The following is a 19,282-nucleotide window of genomic DNA, read 5'->3' as shown; positions in this document are numbered from 1 at the left end:
CCACGCTAAATTCCAAATACTTGCTTGGCTCGATCAAGATAGTCTTGTCGATCATCTAAACCATTCAGCCCACCATTGATAATGCGCGTAATTTGGAGGATATCATCATTATCGGCATAGCCATTGAGCGATCGCGAATCCCAATACCAACCAGCACTGAGACAAGCGAGATCGAAATCGGCAAGACGTTGAGGATTATTGATCAAGTCCACTCCGAGAGCTTGACCGCAGGCTGCATAGTTGGATCTTCCCGTAACTTGAATTAAACCGCGACCTTTAAAACGCACACCATCGCCTGCTTTCGTATTGCCCAGATCTCTACGTCCTTCGTAATCCGCACCAGATGCATATTCTTCATTAGTGCTAAAGCCATCACTTTCATGGGCAGTTTGGGATAGGAAATGGGCTTTGCGTAATGGGGTAGTAATGCCATAACGCTGCATGGTTGTATTGAGGTTGGGTAGCAACTGATTGAGTCGATCTTGGCTAGTGTAGATCGCGATCGCTTTTAATTGGTCTAGGGTCAGCAGATTGGGAGTAACTACAGTTGGCGGATATAAACCAGCATAGGGTTCTTGAGTAGCCGCACGGGCAGGCAAATTATTTAAGGCGCGAATTGTACTATCTACCAATACATCTTTGGGATTGAAATCGTCCTTGAGATCGGCTATCAATTGCTGTAACCGCTGGGATGCTAATTTGCGGTATTGTACGAGATTTGGTGCTTGATACAGACCTTCATAGGGCTTACGGAGAATGGGACGTAAGGGCAACCTACTCATTACCCGAATTAGGTCATCAATTCTGCCATCGATATCGTTATATTTGGGATCTGTAATAGTCGCGATCGCCGCAACTAAAGCCTGTGAGGCTTGTTGTCGCCATGTGGCTAGATCGGCAGGGGGAAATAGTCCTGAATAGGGCGATCGCCCTGTCGGACGTGCGGGCAATTTACGAATAAAGCGAATTAAATCATCGATCGCCCCATCATAAACACTACCCTCAACATTCTGAATTTTGGGAACCAAAGCTTGAAGCGTAGTTGCAGCACGATTGCGCCACGTTTGCAGATCGGCTGCTGGGAAAATGCCCGCATAGGGCTGACGACCATCAGGGCGAGCAGGCAAATTATTGAGCGCACGCACAAGATCATCTACCAGTCCATCACGATCGGTAGGAGCATTGCCAACAATTTTAGGAACTAGAAAGGCAAGAGTTGCGGCAGCTTGCGATCGCCAAATCTCAACTTGTTTCATCGTCTTGCTGTAAAACTTACTGTAAAGCTTGCTGTAAGAACTGCCATAAAAAGTTTGGGAAGCAAACTCTTTACTATCATCGTATGAAACGCCCAAAAATTAATTTGACAAAGAAGGGATAGCGCAAAAATATTTGCCCCAATACACTGAGAATCCCCTTGCGTAAACTAATAATCGCAAGGGGTAAGTACGGTTCTAGATAGGATGTAAATGTCTGAATTAAATTATCGAAACGACCATTTATGGGCTGTAAAAAGAGGAGGGCTACCCAACATAACAATAGGGTTATGATCGCCGCGATCGCGATAAATTGAAAACCTGTACTTTCTAAAAGCTGAAGCAGGTTTGCCAATAACTTCTGATTAAATTTTGGCAATGTCGGTAAGTCGATATTCAGCCGCGAGAAAATCCACCAGATCAACAAGACGGTAATCGGGGCAGCGATCGCCACCATCCAAGGATTCGTTAAAAGTGAAATTACCAAAGGCGACCAGCTCAACCTCTTCCCGATGTCTCGCAATGGGTCACACCATGTAATGGTCGTGACAAAAGATATCATTGCGATCGTAAAGGGACGTAGTTTTTCCTCAACATAGTCCACGATCGCTGTCAAAAATTGGCGAGAAATCTGACTGACAATAAAACTATGGGCTTTTAAAATGCGATCGGCTTGAGGATGGTAGAGGATATCTTGACAAATTTTTTGGCAAAGATCCCCATCAATATTCATTAATGTTCTGAGTATGGGCGATTCGGTTAATAACGGTGGCGATGTGGAAACAGATGCAGATATGGTTTCAGATATGGTTTCAGATGTAGTTTCAGATGTAGTTTCAGATGTAGTTTCAGTTGACTCCGTGTAATAAGTCCAAATCACGATCGCCCCTTGGCGTAGGGAAGCGATACCAACACTAGAAGCCAATACTTGCAATAATTCTTGACTTTTAAACTTATAAATAATTTCTGCACGATCCAGCAGCCTGTAACTAGCCAACCCCTTAGTATCTAGATCGATCTGTTCTACAACATTTGGGTTAAGCCTTAGACTAATTTCATCATTGGCAATCGCCAGCCACTCAGGTGTAGCCACCTTAACTCCACAATCTATAAATTTCTACATTTTTGACAATCATTCGTATCTCTGCCAGTCGTTCGCATCTCTGTCAACTTATTGAGCGCGAAACGGCATGAGACTCTTGACTAGGTTTACACAGGTTGTAATAAGCCCCGACCATTGCTTTTGAGCATTCTCAACACCTTGACGATGCAAATCAAAAACAAGCTGGGTCATTTTCGGATCGATTCTGCTTTTGCTCGGCATAAACAAATCGTCGATAAATTTATTTGTCAAATCTCCATCAAGGTGAAACTTAGTCTGGGCAAAAATGCGTTCGCCATTTAAAACCGACTGCTCAAATTCCCATAACTTCCGAAAATAACGAATCATCGGGGCATCGGAAATAATCTTACCGCTAGCATCTTTAGGAATCTTCAACTTTGCTAACTGCCTAGAGATTTCAGAATAGCAGGCATGTTCCCGCTCAAACTGTTCCTTAGCGAGAGGATCTAAGGAATTCTTGCGATCATTAAAAATCTGTTCGGCGGATTTGTAAGTTTCTAAGTCTTGGTTATAGCTAGTCAACTCAGCTCTATATTGCTCTATAGCTGCGGCTTCCTTCGGTAGTAAGGAGGTTGACGTTTGTTGCGGAAGTGACGCTCCCTTTGGCTTGAGTTGAGCGCTACGTTCGAGTAGAGATTCTTTAACGTTTTGCAGTCCTTGCTCAGTTTTGTATGCGATCTTATCGGAAATATCCATATAAAATTCCTGCACATCAAACTTTGACATGGGAATATTGCCAACGATCATCGTATTGATCTCTAGAGAGGTAATCTCTTCTAAAACATCTTTGATCGTTTCTCGAAAGCTATTGAGCGATGCACTTTGTCCTGCTGCTTCCTTGGGGACATCTTTCTCATCTATAGACAAAGAAGCCTCTACCTGCTTTTTTGAGGCTTTTTCAATCCTAGCATTACTCCTCTGCTCGTCTTTCTCAGCGTTGCTTTTACCAAATTGCATACTGTTGCCTAAGCCCTAGATCGAAAGTTCATTGAAAGCTATAAATGCTGTAAACAAAATCCTAGCAACTCATTGCTTGCTACATTGCTATAAGAGTTATGATTTTTTAATTTTAATATACTGCTTAATACTGTTTAATACTGTCAATACAAGTCTTGATTAATGCAAGCCCTATACTAATGCAAGTCTTAATTAATGTAATTCTTGATTAATGCAAGTCTTGATTAATACAAGTCTTGATTAATGCAAGTCTTGTCAACAATTCAACGATTCAATCAATTAAGCATAGCTTGGCAAACGCGTTACACCTGCATTGATATCGCTAGGCTTCTCATCTTTGTTACCTTGTAACATTTCTGTCACTTTCTCACCAATATCTACTAGGGTTTTGAGATTATTGGCAATTGTTTCCGCCCCCTTGGCGACCTGAGTTTCATGAAAGCTCCGTAGCTCCGCATAGGGAGACCCTTGTAAGAAATCAGCCCCAATCTCATTTTCGATATCACCATCGATCAGGTTAATAGTGGTCTTTAGACGATTACCTTCTTTATGGGTAGTATCGCCCTCATGGGCAACCCAAGTTACGATTTCCAACTCCACAAGATCGGAAAATATCTCTACCAAAGCATCACCAAAGTTCTTGCTTTCTTTGAGCTTGTCTTGAAAACGCACCGACGCAGTAACTGTCGTAGTTACGGAAGTAGAAGAAGTTGCGTATGTCATAACAGATACCTAGGGTAAAATCCTAATAAATTTAGATCGAACAAGATAGCTAAGTCAAATTTTAACCGCTTAACCACAAACTTCTACATAATCAAAGACTTTATATAAATCAATTTTTATGATTTTTGAATAAATTGATTTCAACTAAATTAATTTATTCATAAATTTATTCATAATTTATGCAATCTATCAGCAATTTAATTAAACCAACTTTAACTTTAATTTAATGGTAGTCAGATAGTTCAATTAACTCCATTGGGACAAAGCTTTCTTGGGGCAACAAAATTAGTTGGGAGTAAATCAGTTTTCCAGTCATATCTATGCGGTTGATCGCTATGCCCATCGGACGGGGCAATTGCGCTGCATAGGAATCCGCGTAGTATCGATAAATCTGTTTAGCAGCTCTAATAATGAGCGGATCGACTTTTTTGGCTACAGGTTCTGGTCTTTCTGGTTGTTCGAGGCGTTGGGCGGCATATGACACAATGTAAACCCCTTAAATTTAACTATTCTTTTGCCTTATAAAAAGCGGCATCAGGACTTTAGCTGACTTTGTTTTTTTTAGCAAGATTTGAGCTTAGGATTATACATTAGTTGATGTTTTTTGGGCTGCTCTTTAGCAAAAAATTAAAGCAAATCTTTAGCAAAAAAATTAAAGCAGAAAATTAATTGCTCCTAATTACCTTCAGCGCTAGCTAGTTTCAGGCGAAACAACTTGCTATAGAAGATTTGGGGGAAATCCACATAGCCTTTGTCACGAATACTCGAAACCACCTCAATTAGATAGCCAACAAATTCTGAATTTTCTAATGTCATCTCATAGCTCATGTCGGCATCTCCATCGAAGGTGACTCGACATAGAACGAGGTCGGAGGGTAGATTGGCAACCCGCCATACTGCCATAAAAGAAACGGGAGCGCTTCCTTCTATATGACGTTCACCAGTAATTTCACCATGTTTGTATAGAGAAATTGCGTAGGGAAGAGCCTGACGCTTGCTTGGCTCTCGATAATAGGGCATGTAGATTGAAACTTCTTGCGGAGCAGCAGCTTTAAGTTCGATCGCCATAGGTGTAGCGCCTTTATTGATGACTGTATTGGGTGAATTTTTACAAAAAGATTAGCAGGTTTTGGGAAGATTGAGACTGAGACTATCCAATCATCTCCAAGAATTTTGGTTTAATACCAAATCACAAAATGGCTACGCCATTTTGTGATTTTAAAACCCTTACTGGATTTAGGTTTTAATTCCCAAGAGTGTAGCCACACTTTTGTGATTTGGTTTAAATAGGTAAGGATGGGCGGCGCTTCGCGCCGCCCATCCTTACCTATTTAGCTTTGGTTAGTGATTAGGGTGAAACGCGATCGATTACCTTGATCTTGCCATCGGGTTGCACCTCCCAAACATCGTAGCTGCCTTTGACATCACCATATTCATCTAGCTCGACATTGCCACTTGCACCTTGATAGTCAATCTCTGTACCTGCCTTAACAAGTTTGATCGCTTCGCAAACGTCAGTAACTTCCTTGCCAGGAGCATTGGCAATGTCACGAATTTTGCTCTTGATCCCATCACCGGTGGCATCTTTGGCAGCTTCAGCAGCGATCGCTACTAGGGCGGCGGCATCGTAGGAATGGGGGACAAAAGCGGCTAGATCTTGCCCTGTTTTATCTTTATAGCTCTTGGTAAATTCGGCAAGGGCTTTACCATCGGCTCCCGGAACTGTGCCGATCGCTCCTGCCAAGATCAATTTACCATCGGGAGTATTGCCAATTAGTTTTGGAAAATCTTCGGTTTTAACGCCGTCGGTAAGCAGAATTTTTACATCTTTAGTTAAACCTTGCTCGAAGGCAGCCTTGATCACTGCACCACCAGAATCGGGATAGAGAATGGCGGCGACGGCATCGGGTTTGCTGCCAAAGGCTCCTTTTGCCTCAGCTTCAAAGGTGGTTGCTTTGGGATCGTAACGGGTCGGTTTGCTTTTATTTACAATTGTCCCGCCCAGTTTTTCAAAAGCTTCCACAAACGCTTTCTCAAAGCCTACGCCGTAGTCATTGTTGATGACGAGGGTAGCAACTTTTTTCGCTCCTTTCTTATAGGCTAAGTTGGCGAGAGCCAGAGCCTGATAAGTATCAGGTGGGGCAGTCCGATACCAATAGCCTTGAAATTCACCTTTTTTAGCCCGCTCGGTAAAGATGGGGCTGGTGCTGCCAGGCGAAATCATCACGACTTTGTTAGGAACGGCGATCGCTAAAGCAGCGGTGGAAACACTGCTGGCATAAGCACCAACTACAGCCCCGACATTATCGACCTTAACCAATTTGGTCATCGCTTCAGCACCTGCGGGCGGATCAGTACGATCATCCTCTTTAAAATAAGCGATCGGTTTACCTAACACACCGCCGCACTTATTCACGGTCTCAACGAGAAAATCCGTCGCCTTGATCATGGGCGCACCGATCGAAGATAGATCTCCCGTAGCTGGGAGTAAGGAGCCTAAACGGAGAGCATCTTTAGTACCGCCACCAGAGCCTGTCGCTGGTGTTGTGGTGTTAGAGCCTGTAGATGTTGGGCTGGACTGACAAGCCACAATCCAAATAGTTGTCACTATCGCTAGGAAAGCTAGGCAAAGTGTGGAGAAAAACCTTTTAGTCATGGTTGCGATGAACTACGATCATACATATTTACGAAGTTGCTGTAATTGTATCTGCAAAGTCTCATGCCATCCACCATCGATCCACGCCGTCAAAGAGAATTAGTCCGTTTATTAGAACAGCTCGGACTAGAGCAGACAAAACTAGAAACGATCAATCCATCGCAAAACCCTGAAGGTTTTGACTGGCTGCTAATCGATCGCGCTTTGGTGCATCCAAGTTTCTCAACTACCTACAACAACGATCAATTAGAGTTTGTGGGCGATAGCGTGTTGCGCCTGTCGGTGAGTTTATTTTTACAAGAGCGCTATGGCGATCGCTCGGTGGGAGACCTAGCCGCATTGAGATCGCATCTCGTTAGTGACAAAACCCTCGCCGAAATTGCCAGCATTTACGAACTGCAAAAATATGTTGTCGTCTCAAATGCGGCTCGGAACGATGCCCAAGCTCTGAGATCGCTCCTAGCGGATGCCCTTGAGGCTTTAATGGCAGCGATATATGTCAATACAAGGGATCTGCACTTGATTCGCAAATGGCTCGACCCACATATGCAACGTTTTGCCTCAGCGTTGCTAGCAATTCCTGCCTTGGGTAACTACAAGGTCGCGCTGCAAGAATTAACGCAGGGTCGGTGGAAGAGGTTACCCGAATATCGCAACATTGAAACAACTGAATCAAAGCAGACCAATATTTTTTCTGTAGAAGTATGGTTTAACGATCGCTGTTGGGGCAAAGGACAGGGTAAAAGTATCAAGGCGGCGCAACAAGAAGCGGCTGCGATCGCCCTTGAAAGAATGCAAAATGAAATTTAACCGCCCCCAAACCGCAACAATAAATTTGCGACGCAAATTTATTTTAGGTAATTTCCATCTATTTCCATCTATTTCCATCTGTAGATATTTGGCAAACCTTCATCATATTTATTAAGATTCACACTTAAGCGTATAAATACTTAACGTCAAATCGTAAATTTTTCTACAAATACAGGACAAGCATCGTAATATTTCTTAGTGTGCTAATTTCGCTTTTCTGCTCAATTTTTATAGATTAGTGCTTCGTGTGGTAAGAAGGAGTCAAGAGTCATTCTGATACTAATATCGATCCTAGCCGCCCTCAATGCTGTGGCAGCAATGTGGCTATTACTTTATGGGCTAAATGCTTATTGGCTCACTGCTGTCCATAAGCCTAAGCTTTCTCTACGGAAACAACTTGTTTTTCCGCAGCTTAATCCTGCTAGAGAATACCAAACCGCCCAAGCCGCCACAGCGCCATCAACAAGTGCAGGGGCGATCGCTGTCAATAAATTTGACAATTTCGATCAATTTCGCCTCGACAAACCTCTAAACAATAGCTTTGCCAGCTATGTTTTGGCGGTCGATCCCCCAGAGCATCATGCGATCGCCTTAGAGGAACTGCCAATCGTTACGATCCAGTTGCCGATTTTTAACGAGCGCTATGTATCGCGCCGCTTGGTTGATGCTGTGTGTAAGCTGGACTATCCCCGCGATCGAATGCAAATTCAGGTACTTGACGACTCTATCGATGATACTCAAGAGATCCTCAGCGAAACCGTCCAAGAATACCAAAATCAAGGTTTCTGGATCGAATATGTCCATCGTGTCAATCGCACAGGATTTAAGGCAGGAGCTTTGCAAGACGCAATGCCTCTCGTGCAGGGAAATTACATTGCTATTTTTGATGCTGATTTTATCCCCTCCGCCAACTGGCTCAAGGATACGATCCGCCATTATGTCGAGAATCCCGATGCCAAGGTGGCAGTAGTCCAAACCCGTTGGGGACATATAAACTCTGAATATTCGTTGCTTACCAAGTTACAATCCACAGGAATAGACGGACACTTTGCGATCGAGCAGCAGGCAAGGTGCAACAACGGCTATTTCTTAAATTTTAATGGTACTGCGGGTATTTGGAACCGACAGGCCATTATTGACGCAGGTGGTTGGCATGCCGATACCCTCGCTGAAGATATGGACTTGAGCTATCGCGCTCAACTCAAAGGCTGGAAGGTAGTTTATGACAATAATATCGTCGCGCCTGCGGAGCTACCCGTTGCCATGCTTGCCTTCAAATTACAGCAGTTTCGCTGGGCAAAGGGAAGCATTCAATGTGCCAAAAAGTTAATGTTTGCCATCTGGGAAGCCAATCTCAGTTTTCCCGTCAAATTTCAAGCCACCATGCATTTATCGGGATATTCAGCCCATCCTTTGATGTTGCTTTTGGTTTTGCTTTCAATTCCTCTGATGCTGATCACGCCTGATAGTGCAACCGCTTTGCGAGTTTCTTTTGAGGGTATTTGGTCAGTATTTATGCTGCCAGCTACCTTTGGCCCCCCATTTTTATATTTCCATGCCCAACGTGATCTATATCCCAAGCTTTGGTATCGTCGCCTCGGACGGATTTTTCTGTTAGCAGTTTTAGGCACAGGTATTTCTTGGAGCAATAGCCGAGCCGTATTCGCGGGCTTGTCAAATACTGGCGCAAATTTTCGCCGTACGCCCAAGTTCGATATCAAACATAAGAGCGATCGCTGGGAAAATAAGGCTTATAAAATCCCCCTTGATGCTACGGCGGCGATCGAAATCGGGCTATGCATTTATAGTGCGATCGCTTCGGTATTGGCTTTCCATAAGGGTCTATATATAACTTTGCCCTTTATGGTCTTATATGCGTTGAGCTATGGCTATGTTGGCGGATTGACTCTTTGGCAGTCTTGGCAGCAATCACGTAATTAACTGAATGAACCGAAATTAGAGAGCGCCAAACGCTCTCTAAATTTTATAATGGTCAATATGTGGTCAATTGTTATCCCAACTTATAACCGCCTACCAATATTGCAGAAATGCCTGCAAGCGATGGAAGCGCAGAATTTTACAACTCCCTATGAGATTGTAGTAGTTGATGATGGCTCCACCGATGGCACGGTGGAATTTTTGCAAAGCCATCCCCAAAAATTTCCCCATGTCCGATTAGTTTTGCAAAATCATGAGGGAGCGGCGATCGCCAGAAATACAGGCATCGATGTCGCGCGTGGCGAAGTAATCGTATTTATCGATAGCGATCTTGTCGTTACCCCCATATTTTTATCCGCCCATGCAAAGGCTTTAGAAAAATCCCTAGCTAATGGCGATCGCGCCTTTACCTACGGTCAAGTAATTAATACGGCTAATTTTGACGAACCCACCTCTGAACCTGTCAAAATCACCGATATTTCCCATGCGTTTTTTGCAACGGGTAATGTAGCGATCGCTAAACATTGGCTGCTTGAAGCAGGCAAGTTTGATACTGGCTTCCGTCAGTATGGCTGGGAAGATCTAGAACTGGGCGTACGCCTCAAAAATCTCGGCTTAAGACTAATCAAATGTCCTGAGGCTGTTGGCTATCATTGGCATCCCGCCTTTACGATCGAGCAATTGCCAGCCCTCGTCGATGTCGAAGCCCAGAGGGGACGTATGGGGGTATTGTTTTACCAAAAACATCCCACTTGGCAAGTGAGAATGATGATTCAGATGACATGGCTCCATGTATTGCTTTGGGGTATATTGTCCTTGGGTGGCTTGCTCAACGAGCGATCGCTGCGTCCTCTCCTCACATGGCTCATCAATCAAGGTAAGCCCCAATTAGCCCTAGAAATCGCTAGAATTTTCTTGAATTGGTACAACGTTAAGGGCGTATATGCCGCTTATCGAGAAACTAGGCAAAGCCTATGAAGGTTTCCTTAGAATTTCTCTATCACTTTCATTGCGATCGCTGTCGAAAATGGTGGAGTCGTGCCGACATCGAGCCCCAAATTGGCGAGCAAGTTTACTGTCCTTACTGCGGTCATATTAATACCGTAGAAGCGGTACAAACTTTCCGCAACGCAGCTCGCGGCGGTAGCTGCCTCAGCCAAAGACCCGATGAAATATAATCAAAAAGCTGTGGCGCACTCTACGCACGCCACAGCTTTTTGAATCTGGTTTTGATACCAAACTAAACCTACAGCGCATTGCGCTCAAACCCAAACCAAAGAAATTTTTGAAAGCGTTGCAAAGCAACGCTTTCAAAAATTTCTTTGTGGTTCGTTTGATCGATAATTGCTGTAAGTAAATAGGCGCAATTAAATATAAAAACCTTAAACCTATAGCGCACGGGCAGCGTGCGCTACAGGTTTAAGGTTTGGCTTTGGTTTTTACGCCCTTGATAAATTTGACAACAAACATTGCTATATGTCCAATCCCACTATCATTCTGGCAGGTTATCTCGCGGGAGCCACCGACTACATCCCGATCGCTGAGAAATTAGCCAAGCAAAATATATCGGCGACGGTAGTTCCTTTAAAGTGGTGGGAATGGGTTCCGACAGTAGGCGGGCGATCAATTGCCCCCATTTTAGAAAAACTAGATCAAACCGTAAACTTAGAATTAGAGAGATCGGGCGCATCTAAAGTCAATATCATTGCCCATTCGGCAGGGGGATGGCTAGCGCGAATTTATCTAGGCGATCGCCCCTACTATGACAAGGTTTGGGATGCGCGATCTAAGGTTGCCAAACTAGTCTGTCTCGGCACCCCCCAGCGCAGCCTTGAACCTTGGTCGCTAAGAAATTTAGGCTTTGTCAATGACAATTATCCCGATGCTTTTTATGACGATATTGAATATATCTGCGTCGCAGGGAAATCTGTTCGAGGCGCAAAGTCTTCACCGCAAAAATGGCTAGCCTATAGCAGCTATGAACTTACTACGGGGCAAGGAGATGCTTGGGGCGATGGCATTATTCCCCTTGAAGCAGCCTATTTAGATGGGGCTACGAATATTGAAATTGATGGGGTTTATCATTCAGCAAGATCAGGGAAATGGTACGGCTCCCAAGAAGCGATCGATATTTGGTCGAAATATCTTTAATACCAAGTTAAGAAATGGCTATGCCATTTCTTAACTTGGAAACCCAGTAAGGTTATACCAATTCCCAAAATGGCGTTGCCATTTTGGGAATTGGTATAACGCCTAGAAAGAATCCCTGCGACACCCCTGAAAGAATGGCGATCGCCCCTAAAAAGCAAATATCAGCCAAAAGGCTTATGAAAAAGCCCTCAATTTTACAACAATCTAGTAGACATTTTTAAAAGACGGATGTATAGTATAGAGGTGTGAGGAGCGAACAAAAGAAAAAGCCTAGGAACGAAACAGGGAAAGTAACCTAGGCTTTTTCTTTTGGTTAATATAAAAAAAGGGGGAGTAGTAATTACTACTCCCCCTTTTTTATGGATTTTTATGGATTTTTATAGATTTTTACAGCTCTTCGTTAGCGCATCTAGCTGTCGCTAAGCTTACCCCAAAAGATGAGTGGCGGCGCTTCGCGCCGCCACTCATCTTTTGGGGTAGCTAGCATCTACGCTATGCGTCAATTCTCACAAGGACAAAGGGTGGTACGACCAAACTCGTAAATTCTTGTTCTTGGTTAGCATTCCAAGAGCTCAGCTCTTCGGCAGTGGGATGGCGTAACCATCCATCCTCGATCCAAGACTGGACTAACTGCGTATTATCTTCGGTTAGAGCTATTCCCACATCCACTAGATCCAACTTTGCCCCAACTAAAATCACCCTTGCCCTTGCCGCATGGGGAGATAGCCATTCCCACAGCGCCACATCCACCATTTCTTCTAAATCTTTTCTTGCCGTACTCACTAAAATTCCTCGCTATCATCAACTGTGCGATCGCCCCCAATAACCTCTAAGTACTTAGCTTTGATCGCTTTAATATCTTGCCATGTTAACCACTTCGGACTACCTTGCTCGCGACTTTGATTGCGCAATAGATAGGATGGGTGGAATATGGGCATGACAAAACGTCCTTCCCATTCGTACCATTGACCGCGCACTTTAGTAATTGATAGCTTTTCCGCCAATATCGATTTGAGGGAAGTCGCCCCAGTAAGCAAAATGATTTTAGGATCGATTAGTCGAATCTGTTCTAGTAAATAGGGCTTGCAAGTAGTTGTTTCTAATGGGGTAGGAACCCGATTATTGGGCGGACGACATTTGACGGTATTACAAACATAGACATCTTTAGTCGTGTCAAATCCCACAGATTCTAAGATTTTGTCTAAAAGCTGTCCTGATTTGCCAACAAAGGGCAATCCAGATAAATCCTCCTGCTCCCCAGGAGCTTCACCGATGATGAGAATCTTGGCATGGCGATCGCCTCTTTCGACAACGACATTAGTGCGCGTTGAGGCAAGCGGACATTTTTGGCAATTACAAGCTGCTTCGCGCAATGCTTCGAGACTGTCAAACTGCTCGTACGCTATAGCTTCAGGAACTGGGCTTTTAGCAGAACGAGGAGCTTTTTTTACCGTTGTCACCTCAGTCGTCACCTCTGCATGGGGAAGCTCAAGCAAAGGAACCTCCGATGGAGTTAGATCGAACAGGCTCATTTGTTCTTTGTCAGTCATAGAAAGCGTATATGCCCCAAAGTCATTGCTTATAGCTAATATTTTACCTATGTAAGCAATCCTGTAGTCAACATATTTTGAGCTTTAACCCTAAGCTCTTGCCCTAATACCAATTTAAGAAAGTGTTGTCACACTTTCTTAAATTAAAAACCAAACCCAGTAAGGGTTTTTATACCAAGTTAAGAAATGGCGTAGCCATTTCTTAACTTGGTATAAAACCAGAGAGTACTGCCCGCGTAGCGGGCGGTACTCTCTAGTTTTGGTTTTTAATTATGCTGAACTACTTCCTACCTATTTTCTAGCCTTTGATATAACTTACTAACGGGGATTTGAAATTTTATATCGCGTTTTTGGATAGATTCAACAAGAGGAATATTGTCTCCAAAGTCTGGAAAATTGATGACAGCGTTAGCCAACTGCATACCCAATGGTCTTAAATGACCGCCTATTAAATATTCTTGAAAATTCTTAGGTGGCTTTTTAAAATCATTCTCAAACCATAGGCATGTTGATAAGGCAATTTTATCGGTCTTGAAGGCAACTATCCCTAAGAGTTTGAATAAATTGCCAGACTTGATGAGGGCATAGGTTTGTTCTGGCGTTGGATTGACATTTATTCCTAAATTAATCAATACGGTGGCTAAAGGCTTAGGAATAGCACTATCAAGCCCCGTATTTACGGGAGCGAGTAGTAAAGAAGGTTGGTTCTTGATGAAGAGGCTACTGATTTCGACAAGACCTTTTAACTGCTTCACATTGGTCGATCGCTCAACGTAATCGGCAATTAATGCTTTAGCCTCTTTACTCTTTAGCTTTAGATCGTTAGTTAAACTTAAAAGACCATCAAAAATATTATCAATCTTGCGATCGAGCTTTGCTGGAGAATCCTTTTTGGTTGCTGTTTCTCTAACTATCCGTCCAATCAGTTCTTTCAGCTCTTGCTGATTATCAATTGAAGGTAAGGCACTAAATGCTTCCAAAAGAGCAATATATTTGCAACCAATACTATGCCCAAGCCAAGCAAAGTTGCGATCGCTGAGGTAAGCTGAATAGTCATATCCGTAGGCTATGGCGATTCTGACTAGCTCTGGCATGATTTCATACTGCTCTTTGATTAAAAAACCAGCTTCAGTATAGTGATCAAAAGTAAAGTTGAATGGTAAGACAACTATGGTATAGCCATCCTCAAATAGTCCCCGAAGCAGAGAACGATAGAAAAACATTGGGAAAAACGTACCGAAGAATGCGCCACCAATAAATTGAATGGCTCCCCTTGGTTTTGGGTGTAGAGCCACCCAGCTATGCGCAATAGGTTGAAATTTCATAAATAAACTGCTGACGTTAATTACCTGTCAAAAATTAATTCCATTCCACAAAGTTATATATAAGTAGCTGGATACAATTAAATATAAAACCCCACAAGCTATAACGCACACCTAGCGAGCACTACAGCTTGTGATTCTGGGTTTTAATTATGCCCAGCCACTTATTCGGAAATATCTTATTAGTTAAATACATTATCTAACTGGCTAAATAGATCGCATCCCAATATCAAGAAAGAGATCTCAATTTCTGCTCAACAATACAAAAGTTATCCTTGTGATAACACTTTTGTGAATTAAAAACTAAACATAGTCAGTAAGGGGTTTTAAGTTAAGAAATGGCTACGCCATTTCTTAACTTGGTATGAAATATAGATCGGTGAATAACAGCTTAATAAATGGGATTTAAATAATATTATCCACATTTATTAAGCTGCTGAAGCTGTTGCCAATCTATTGAGAATCAGCAATCTTAAACACTTACTTGATGAATTTCCAGAGTGTGCTACCACTATCCCTAGTAGGACCTGTTGCCGTTGACACACAGTAGGCATTACTTTGACAACCTGCACCCCTAGTATCTAGAAAACCTCCTTGGAAATTAGCATATCCGTTCTGAAGTACGACTTCTTGGGCTAGAGTAGCAAAGCCATCTTTAGCATTACTTGGAATGATTTTCCAAGTTCCACTACCGCTATCTCTATTAGTACTTGTTGCAGTTGATACGCAATATTTATCATCATTGCAACCTGCGCCTCTAGTATCTAAATAGGTCGCATTACCGTACTGATTTTGCAAATAAAATTCATCATTAGCTAAAACAGGTTTACCGTTGTCCACGGTTCCCTTTTTAGAAACAATTTTCCAGCTACCACTTCCACTGTCTCTGTTAGTGCTTGTTGCCGTCGATACGCAGTAAACATTGCCCTGACAGCCTGTAGCTCTAGTGTCTAAAAAACCTCCTTTAAAACCAGCGTATCCATTCTGAATATTGTATGTTTCTCCATACCTCAAAGCATTAGTGGGAGGAAGTGGTGAAAGAGTTTTTCTTGCATTGACAAGAAAAATTGAATCTCCAACTCTAGCCTCGAACTCAAATGGCTGTTGCCTTGCTGGTTGCTGTAGTGATGGAGGAAGCAAAGGAAAGATCTTCGTGAAATCGGTTTTAACGTTTTCAGTGGCTCCAGAAACTAAGAAGCAGTTTGCATCGGTCTTTTTCTTACCAGTAGTTTGATCGTAAAAAATTTGCGAAAATGCTTTGATGGTCAGATCGTCTACAGGAGAGACATAAACTAAATATCCCTGAGTATCTAATTCCTTTGCCTTGGATTCAGCATCTGCAACTTTATCCAAGAAAGAGATCGAGGTCTTTGCGATTTTGACAGGGCATTGAGATGCAGGCAGCCCCGCAACAACACTGTAGATTCGACCTTGAGCAGGAGCGTCAATGGTGAAAAGCGTGTTAGTTCCTGGCACTACGGCTCTTGACCCTTGGAAATCAAACCAACCCTGAGTAAACGAGCCATTAATGCCGTTTTTCTGCCGTGAAGCTTCTAGTACTTGCTTATACAAGGCTGGAAAATCACTTAAATTTTCAGGAAGCATCGCACTGAGGTCGAGATTGGGAATCGCCACATCATATTGCAAGATATCGCGATATACCTTAACTCCTTCAGCCTGTTGTTCGGGAGTGACATAAAAAGTGGTTATCCCGCGAGATGCAGGCTGGGTAGCTTGTTGAGCATAAGCTGGGCTTACCCCACCTAGGCACAAAACAAAGCTAAGAAGCGCAGCCAAAATTGCAGCTAATTTCTTCACAAATTCTCCTGAATATTCTTTGTTCGTAAAGTTATTTTCAGATCTGTGGTTTTTATGACCACAATTATTTAGACGTTTAACTGATCGAAATCAGGAATTTTTCGAGTTAGCCACGTTTTTTCTACTTGTTTCTCAACTCTTTAGGATTGATGTTTAGACTCGTCGCTCTAATTTTTTGCCTTTGAGTTGTTGCAAAAGCATTTCTACCTCTCCACGAACGGGATACAGTAATTGCCATTTCAAGGCATTCTCATAGGCCTGTATAGCCCCTAAGCGATCGCCTAAATTAGTTAAAGCTTTTCCAAGCCAGTAAGAAGTCATCGCAGGATTATGCTCTTGCAGATCCTGACACCCTTGACAAGCTGCTTGCCAATAATTAATTGCTGTCGAAGTTGCGATCGCACGATCGCCACCGCCCCTATCTGATAAATCGTCTAAATCGTCTCTATCTGATAATAAATAGCTATCTCCCAGCCATAAAGCAACTGGGATCAATTGCAAACCGCCAATGCGCAAAAGTGCTTTCCCTTGCTCAAGTGCATGGATGGCTGCTGAATGTTGCCCCGCCAAAGCCAATACCCGTCCGTGCAGAATCCAAGGATCGGCTAACTGTGGAGCAAGGGCGATCGCTTGCTGGGAGACAATACAACCTCTTTCTTTCTGTGCAAAAGACTCTACGAAGATGCGCCCCGCAGTTGACCATACTCGCCACCGATCGGGAAAACGGAGAAGCATTTCTTCTATCAAGGTATGCAAGTCCTGCAATTGTTTGGCAGTCGCTAACATCTCGCACAGCCCAAGATAAATTTCACAATCATGGGGGTATAGATGGTAGGCTTGCCCCATGGCAGCGATCGCCTGTTCGTATTCGCCAGTCTCAAATAGACATTTACCGTAGTAATACCAAGCATGGGGATAATTGGGATATTGGGCGGTCAAGGCTGCTAATACCTTTACCCCTAACTGCCAGTCCCCTCGCAAAATATAATAGTAAGCCAGCGATTTTTGCGCATCTGCACTATGAGGTGACAGTTTTAGTAAAGAGGTAAGCATTTTTTTGGTCAGTTTTCCCTCTTGCCCAGAAACCAGTCGCATCTGACAACGTCGGTCAATCTGGCGCTGGATTATGCGTATATCATCGGGAGCGATCGCGATCGCCCTACTGAGTTTATCTCTCGCAACCGAAAAATCACCAAGAGCGATCAAGGCATCATAGATGTAAATTAATGCAAGAAAATCATTGGGGGCGATCGCGTCAACCTTTTCTAAGGCGTTTAAAACACCCAAAGGATTCTCCCTTTGCCAATGTACCTCTGCTAACGCCATCCAATGGGCGATCTTGTCAGGCTCGATAACTGTTGCCAAGGTAAAGGACTCAATAGCCCTATGACTTTGATCGCGACAGACAGCTATTAACCCATGAATATGCTCTTGAGTTCCTTTTTTCTCAGCCCGCAATAAAGCTTTTTGATATACCTCCACGGCATCCGCTTTTAAACGCATCAATCGTAAGATTCTCCCTAGTTGCAGCCACACATTCAGTAATTGCGGTTGCACAGCAATTACTTGCCGATATTCCGCGATCGCCTGTTGCCAATTTCCCATTTGACAGAGTAAATCTGCAAATTCCAATCTCTTTTTCCAGCCTTGGGGATGCTTTTGGACGTATTTTTGCAGGGAAATAAATTTTTGATCTCTTCTAGTTATTTTGTCTTTTAAGTCAATGTAAAAATTTAACTCCAACCTAGAAGACTGACTGAGTTGTACCAATGATGTGGTAATTCTTCCTGACATATGACAGTAGAGTTATAGTTGATTTCTTCTTGATATTCATTGATTACGATTGTTAATTCCCGATCGCAGGGAAGCAATGCCTGCCTATCTATACAATCTGCTAAGTAATCGGCTAAATCTATGGATAATGGGAGGGGGTCTATAGCCGTATCATCCTCACCAGCCAGATATCTATTTAAATATTTTTGGAGAAATTTCTTAGCCTTTTTAACGGATCTACGAGCATTGTCTTCCGAGATCAATAGTTGTTTAGCTATATCTCTATAGGATTTTTCCTGATAGTAATATAGGATAAAAGAAGCACTCAAACTCTTAGGTAATAATCTAATTTTCTGCTGAATATATCTCCACAATTCTAAGTTCAAAAGATTAGCTTCAGGCACAACGCCTGCATAATATAAGGATGGATTCTCCTTTGATTTAATCTTCTCGATATTTTCAATCCTTGTTGATTCATTTCGACGCTTTCGGAGTATATCTATACAGAAATTATGGATTAGACGACTTAACCAAGCTTTAGGATGTTTTACCTTAGTTACGTATTTTGGCCATTCATGACAGGCTTTGAGCATAGCCTGACTTAAGACATCTTCAGCATCAGTAAAGTTACCCCCCATCCACTTTAAACAACAGTTGTATAAGTAATTTTGATGCAATTGCCATAAATGCCAAAAGTCTAAACAATTGTTTTGATCGCACATTTGTTCGTTCATCTAAGGTTCTATGGATGACGCATTTCAAATCAGCATATTTACAGGAATTTTATGAACGAGAATAGATAAATCCACAAAATCCCTTAGTCTCAGTCAAAAAAATCTTAATCTAGTTCCAACTAAAATTCAACGCTTTAGAAGCAAAAGACTAAAGCATTAAATCAAAACATTAAATCATAGATTTATCCTTATACAAAAAGCATAAAATAGCTAAAAAATGGGTAGTCCTAAAAAGGAAAGGATGACCGAGCAGGTAAAGAAGTGTTGTAATGATGAATAAAATTCCAAATGGCCCCAATGTGATTTTCTAGTTTCTTAGAAAAGGATAGAGTTTTCTAACTAGTCTTGATACTCGTTGTCGTAACGTACCGTTGAATCTCTCAATATAGTTAGTCTTTCCCGTTTCTTTACCCACAGCCCTATGACGCTTGCTGGGTATACGACAGGATAAGACGAGTAGAAATCAGTGTAAAT

At 42.7% G+C, this 19,282-nt stretch carries 18 protein-coding genes and 1 pseudogene; 5 read left to right on the top strand and 14 right to left on the bottom strand.

The window, feature by feature from the left end; genetic code table 11:
- Nucleotides 1-5: 5 nt before the first annotated feature.
- The 7 genes from PSE7429_RS25390 to PSE7429_RS00345 all read right to left on the bottom strand — a co-directional run bounded on the left by PSE7429_RS25390 (nt 6) and on the right by PSE7429_RS00345 (nt 6,712).
- Nucleotides 6-1,352 (bottom strand): glycoside hydrolase family 19 protein, encoded by a 1,347-nt coding sequence (locus tag PSE7429_RS25390; RefSeq protein ID WP_144052466.1) that lies wholly within the window; start codon nt 1,350-1,352, stop codon nt 6-8.
- Nucleotides 1,333-2,346: a hypothetical protein gene (locus PSE7429_RS00370; protein ID WP_009625036.1), complete on the bottom strand. Its 1,014-nt coding sequence runs from the start codon at nt 2,344-2,346 to the stop codon at nt 1,333-1,335. The genes PSE7429_RS25390 and PSE7429_RS00370 overlap by 20 nt, the downstream gene beginning before the upstream one ends.
- A gap of 78 nt (nt 2,347-2,424) precedes the next feature.
- On the bottom strand, nt 2,425-3,333 hold the full coding sequence (locus PSE7429_RS00365; RefSeq protein WP_009625035.1) for a hypothetical protein: 909 nt from the start codon (nt 3,331-3,333) through the stop codon (nt 2,425-2,427).
- Nucleotides 3,334-3,612: 279 nt separating this feature from the next.
- A complete protein-coding gene (locus PSE7429_RS00360; protein ID WP_009625034.1) occupies nt 3,613-4,056 on the bottom strand; it encodes a hypothetical protein in 444 nt (147 codons plus the stop codon).
- 223 nt (nt 4,057-4,279) lie between these two features.
- Nucleotides 4,280-4,540, bottom strand: coding sequence for a hypothetical protein (locus PSE7429_RS00355; protein ID WP_009625033.1), 261 nt, complete (start codon nt 4,538-4,540; stop codon nt 4,280-4,282).
- Between the two features lie 191 nt (nt 4,541-4,731).
- Nucleotides 4,732-5,124, bottom strand: a complete 393-nt coding sequence (gene ebsA / locus PSE7429_RS00350) for a type IV pilus biogenesis protein EbsA (protein WP_009625032.1) — start codon at nt 5,122-5,124, stop codon at nt 4,732-4,734.
- Nucleotides 5,125-5,404: 280 nt separating this feature from the next.
- The gene (locus tag PSE7429_RS00345) at nt 5,405-6,712 is read right to left on the bottom strand and encodes an ABC transporter substrate-binding protein (RefSeq protein WP_009625031.1); all 1,308 of its coding nucleotides are present in this window, start codon (nt 6,710-6,712) and stop codon (nt 5,405-5,407) included.
- Nucleotides 6,713-6,775: 63 nt separating this feature from the next.
- Here PSE7429_RS00345 and rnc point away from each other — a divergent pair, with 63 nt between their 5' ends.
- The 5 genes from rnc (at nt 6,776) to PSE7429_RS00320 (ending at nt 11,611) form a co-directional block, all read left to right on the top strand.
- The gene (gene rnc, locus PSE7429_RS00340; RefSeq protein ID WP_009625030.1) at nt 6,776-7,522 is read left to right on the top strand and encodes a ribonuclease III; all 747 of its coding nucleotides are present in this window, start codon (nt 6,776-6,778) and stop codon (nt 7,520-7,522) included.
- Between the two features lie 318 nt (nt 7,523-7,840).
- Nucleotides 7,841-9,463, top strand: a complete 1,623-nt coding sequence (locus PSE7429_RS00335; RefSeq protein WP_009625029.1) for a cellulose synthase family protein — start codon at nt 7,841-7,843, stop codon at nt 9,461-9,463.
- 48 nt (nt 9,464-9,511) lie between these two features.
- Entirely contained in the window at nt 9,512-10,438 is a 927-nt protein-coding gene (locus PSE7429_RS00330; RefSeq protein ID WP_009625028.1) for a glycosyltransferase family 2 protein, read from the top strand.
- Nucleotides 10,435-10,638, top strand: a complete 204-nt coding sequence (locus tag PSE7429_RS00325; protein ID WP_009625027.1) for a hypothetical protein — start codon at nt 10,435-10,437, stop codon at nt 10,636-10,638. Before PSE7429_RS00330 ends, PSE7429_RS00325 begins: the two co-directional genes overlap by 4 nt.
- A gap of 298 nt (nt 10,639-10,936) precedes the next feature.
- A complete protein-coding gene (locus tag PSE7429_RS00320; RefSeq protein WP_009625026.1) occupies nt 10,937-11,611 on the top strand; it encodes an esterase/lipase family protein in 675 nt (224 codons plus the stop codon).
- A gap of 492 nt (nt 11,612-12,103) precedes the next feature.
- Here PSE7429_RS00320 and PSE7429_RS00315 read toward each other — a convergent pair whose 3' ends face one another.
- The 7 genes and pseudogenes from PSE7429_RS00315 to PSE7429_RS24080 all read right to left on the bottom strand — a co-directional run.
- On the bottom strand, nt 12,104-12,394 hold the full coding sequence (locus PSE7429_RS00315; RefSeq protein ID WP_009625025.1) for a DUF2288 domain-containing protein: 291 nt from the start codon (nt 12,392-12,394) through the stop codon (nt 12,104-12,106).
- The gene (locus PSE7429_RS00310) at nt 12,394-13,161 is read right to left on the bottom strand and encodes a uracil-DNA glycosylase (protein ID WP_009625024.1); all 768 of its coding nucleotides are present in this window, start codon (nt 13,159-13,161) and stop codon (nt 12,394-12,396) included. Before PSE7429_RS00310 ends, PSE7429_RS00315 begins: the two co-directional genes overlap by 1 nt.
- 287 nt (nt 13,162-13,448) lie before the next feature.
- Nucleotides 13,449-14,486, bottom strand: a complete 1,038-nt coding sequence (locus PSE7429_RS00305; RefSeq protein WP_009625023.1) for a DUF1350 family protein — start codon at nt 14,484-14,486, stop codon at nt 13,449-13,451.
- A 477-nt stretch (nt 14,487-14,963) separates the two neighbouring features.
- On the bottom strand, nt 14,964-16,301 hold the full coding sequence (locus PSE7429_RS26710; RefSeq protein ID WP_009625022.1) for a hypothetical protein: 1,338 nt from the start codon (nt 16,299-16,301) through the stop codon (nt 14,964-14,966).
- 153 nt (nt 16,302-16,454) lie between these two features.
- Nucleotides 16,455-18,095: a tetratricopeptide repeat protein gene (locus PSE7429_RS00290; protein ID WP_009625021.1), complete on the bottom strand. Its 1,641-nt coding sequence runs from the start codon at nt 18,093-18,095 to the stop codon at nt 16,455-16,457.
- A complete protein-coding gene (locus PSE7429_RS24950) occupies nt 18,035-18,808 on the bottom strand; it encodes an RNA polymerase sigma factor (protein WP_009625020.1) in 774 nt (257 codons plus the stop codon). The genes PSE7429_RS00290 and PSE7429_RS24950 overlap by 61 nt, the downstream gene beginning before the upstream one ends.
- A gap of 227 nt (nt 18,809-19,035) precedes the next feature.
- Nucleotides 19,036-19,282 (bottom strand): annotated as a pseudogene (locus PSE7429_RS24080) (IS1 family transposase); the annotation flags it as partial.

Source organism: Pseudanabaena biceps PCC 7429 (assembly GCF_000332215.1).
Lineage (GTDB): Bacteria > Cyanobacteriota > Cyanobacteriia > Pseudanabaenales > Pseudanabaenaceae > Pseudanabaena > Pseudanabaena biceps.
This window is presented reverse-complemented; position numbering and strand designations above follow the sequence as displayed.

Bases quoted from the DNA above. Each gene is read 5' to 3' on its own strand.
- PSE7429_RS00365 (WP_009625035.1), bottom strand. From the start codon at position 3,333: ATGCAATTTGGTAAAAGCAACGCTGAGAAAGACGAGCAGAGGAGTAAT.
- PSE7429_RS00360 (WP_009625034.1), bottom strand. From the start codon at position 4,056: ATGACATACGCAACTTCTTCTACTTCCGTAACTACGACAGTTACTGCG.
- ebsA (WP_009625032.1), bottom strand. From the start codon at position 5,124: ATGGCGATCGAACTTAAAGCTGCTGCTCCGCAAGAAGTTTCAATCTAC.
- PSE7429_RS00345 (WP_009625031.1), bottom strand. From the start codon at position 6,712: ATGACTAAAAGGTTTTTCTCCACACTTTGCCTAGCTTTCCTAGCGATA.
- rnc (WP_009625030.1), top strand. From the start codon at position 6,776: ATGCCATCCACCATCGATCCACGCCGTCAAAGAGAATTAGTCCGTTTA.
- PSE7429_RS00335 (WP_009625029.1), top strand. From the start codon at position 7,841: ATGTGGCTATTACTTTATGGGCTAAATGCTTATTGGCTCACTGCTGTC.
- PSE7429_RS00330 (WP_009625028.1), top strand. From the start codon at position 9,512: ATGGTCAATATGTGGTCAATTGTTATCCCAACTTATAACCGCCTACCA.
- PSE7429_RS00325 (WP_009625027.1), top strand. From the start codon at position 10,435: ATGAAGGTTTCCTTAGAATTTCTCTATCACTTTCATTGCGATCGCTGT.
- PSE7429_RS00320 (WP_009625026.1), top strand. From the start codon at position 10,937: ATGTCCAATCCCACTATCATTCTGGCAGGTTATCTCGCGGGAGCCACC.
- PSE7429_RS00310 (WP_009625024.1), bottom strand. From the start codon at position 13,161: ATGACTGACAAAGAACAAATGAGCCTGTTCGATCTAACTCCATCGGAG.
- PSE7429_RS00305 (WP_009625023.1), bottom strand. From the start codon at position 14,486: ATGAAATTTCAACCTATTGCGCATAGCTGGGTGGCTCTACACCCAAAA.
- PSE7429_RS00290 (WP_009625021.1), bottom strand. From the start codon at position 18,095: ATGTCAGGAAGAATTACCACATCATTGGTACAACTCAGTCAGTCTTCT.
- PSE7429_RS24950 (WP_009625020.1), bottom strand. From the start codon at position 18,808: ATGAACGAACAAATGTGCGATCAAAACAATTGTTTAGACTTTTGGCAT.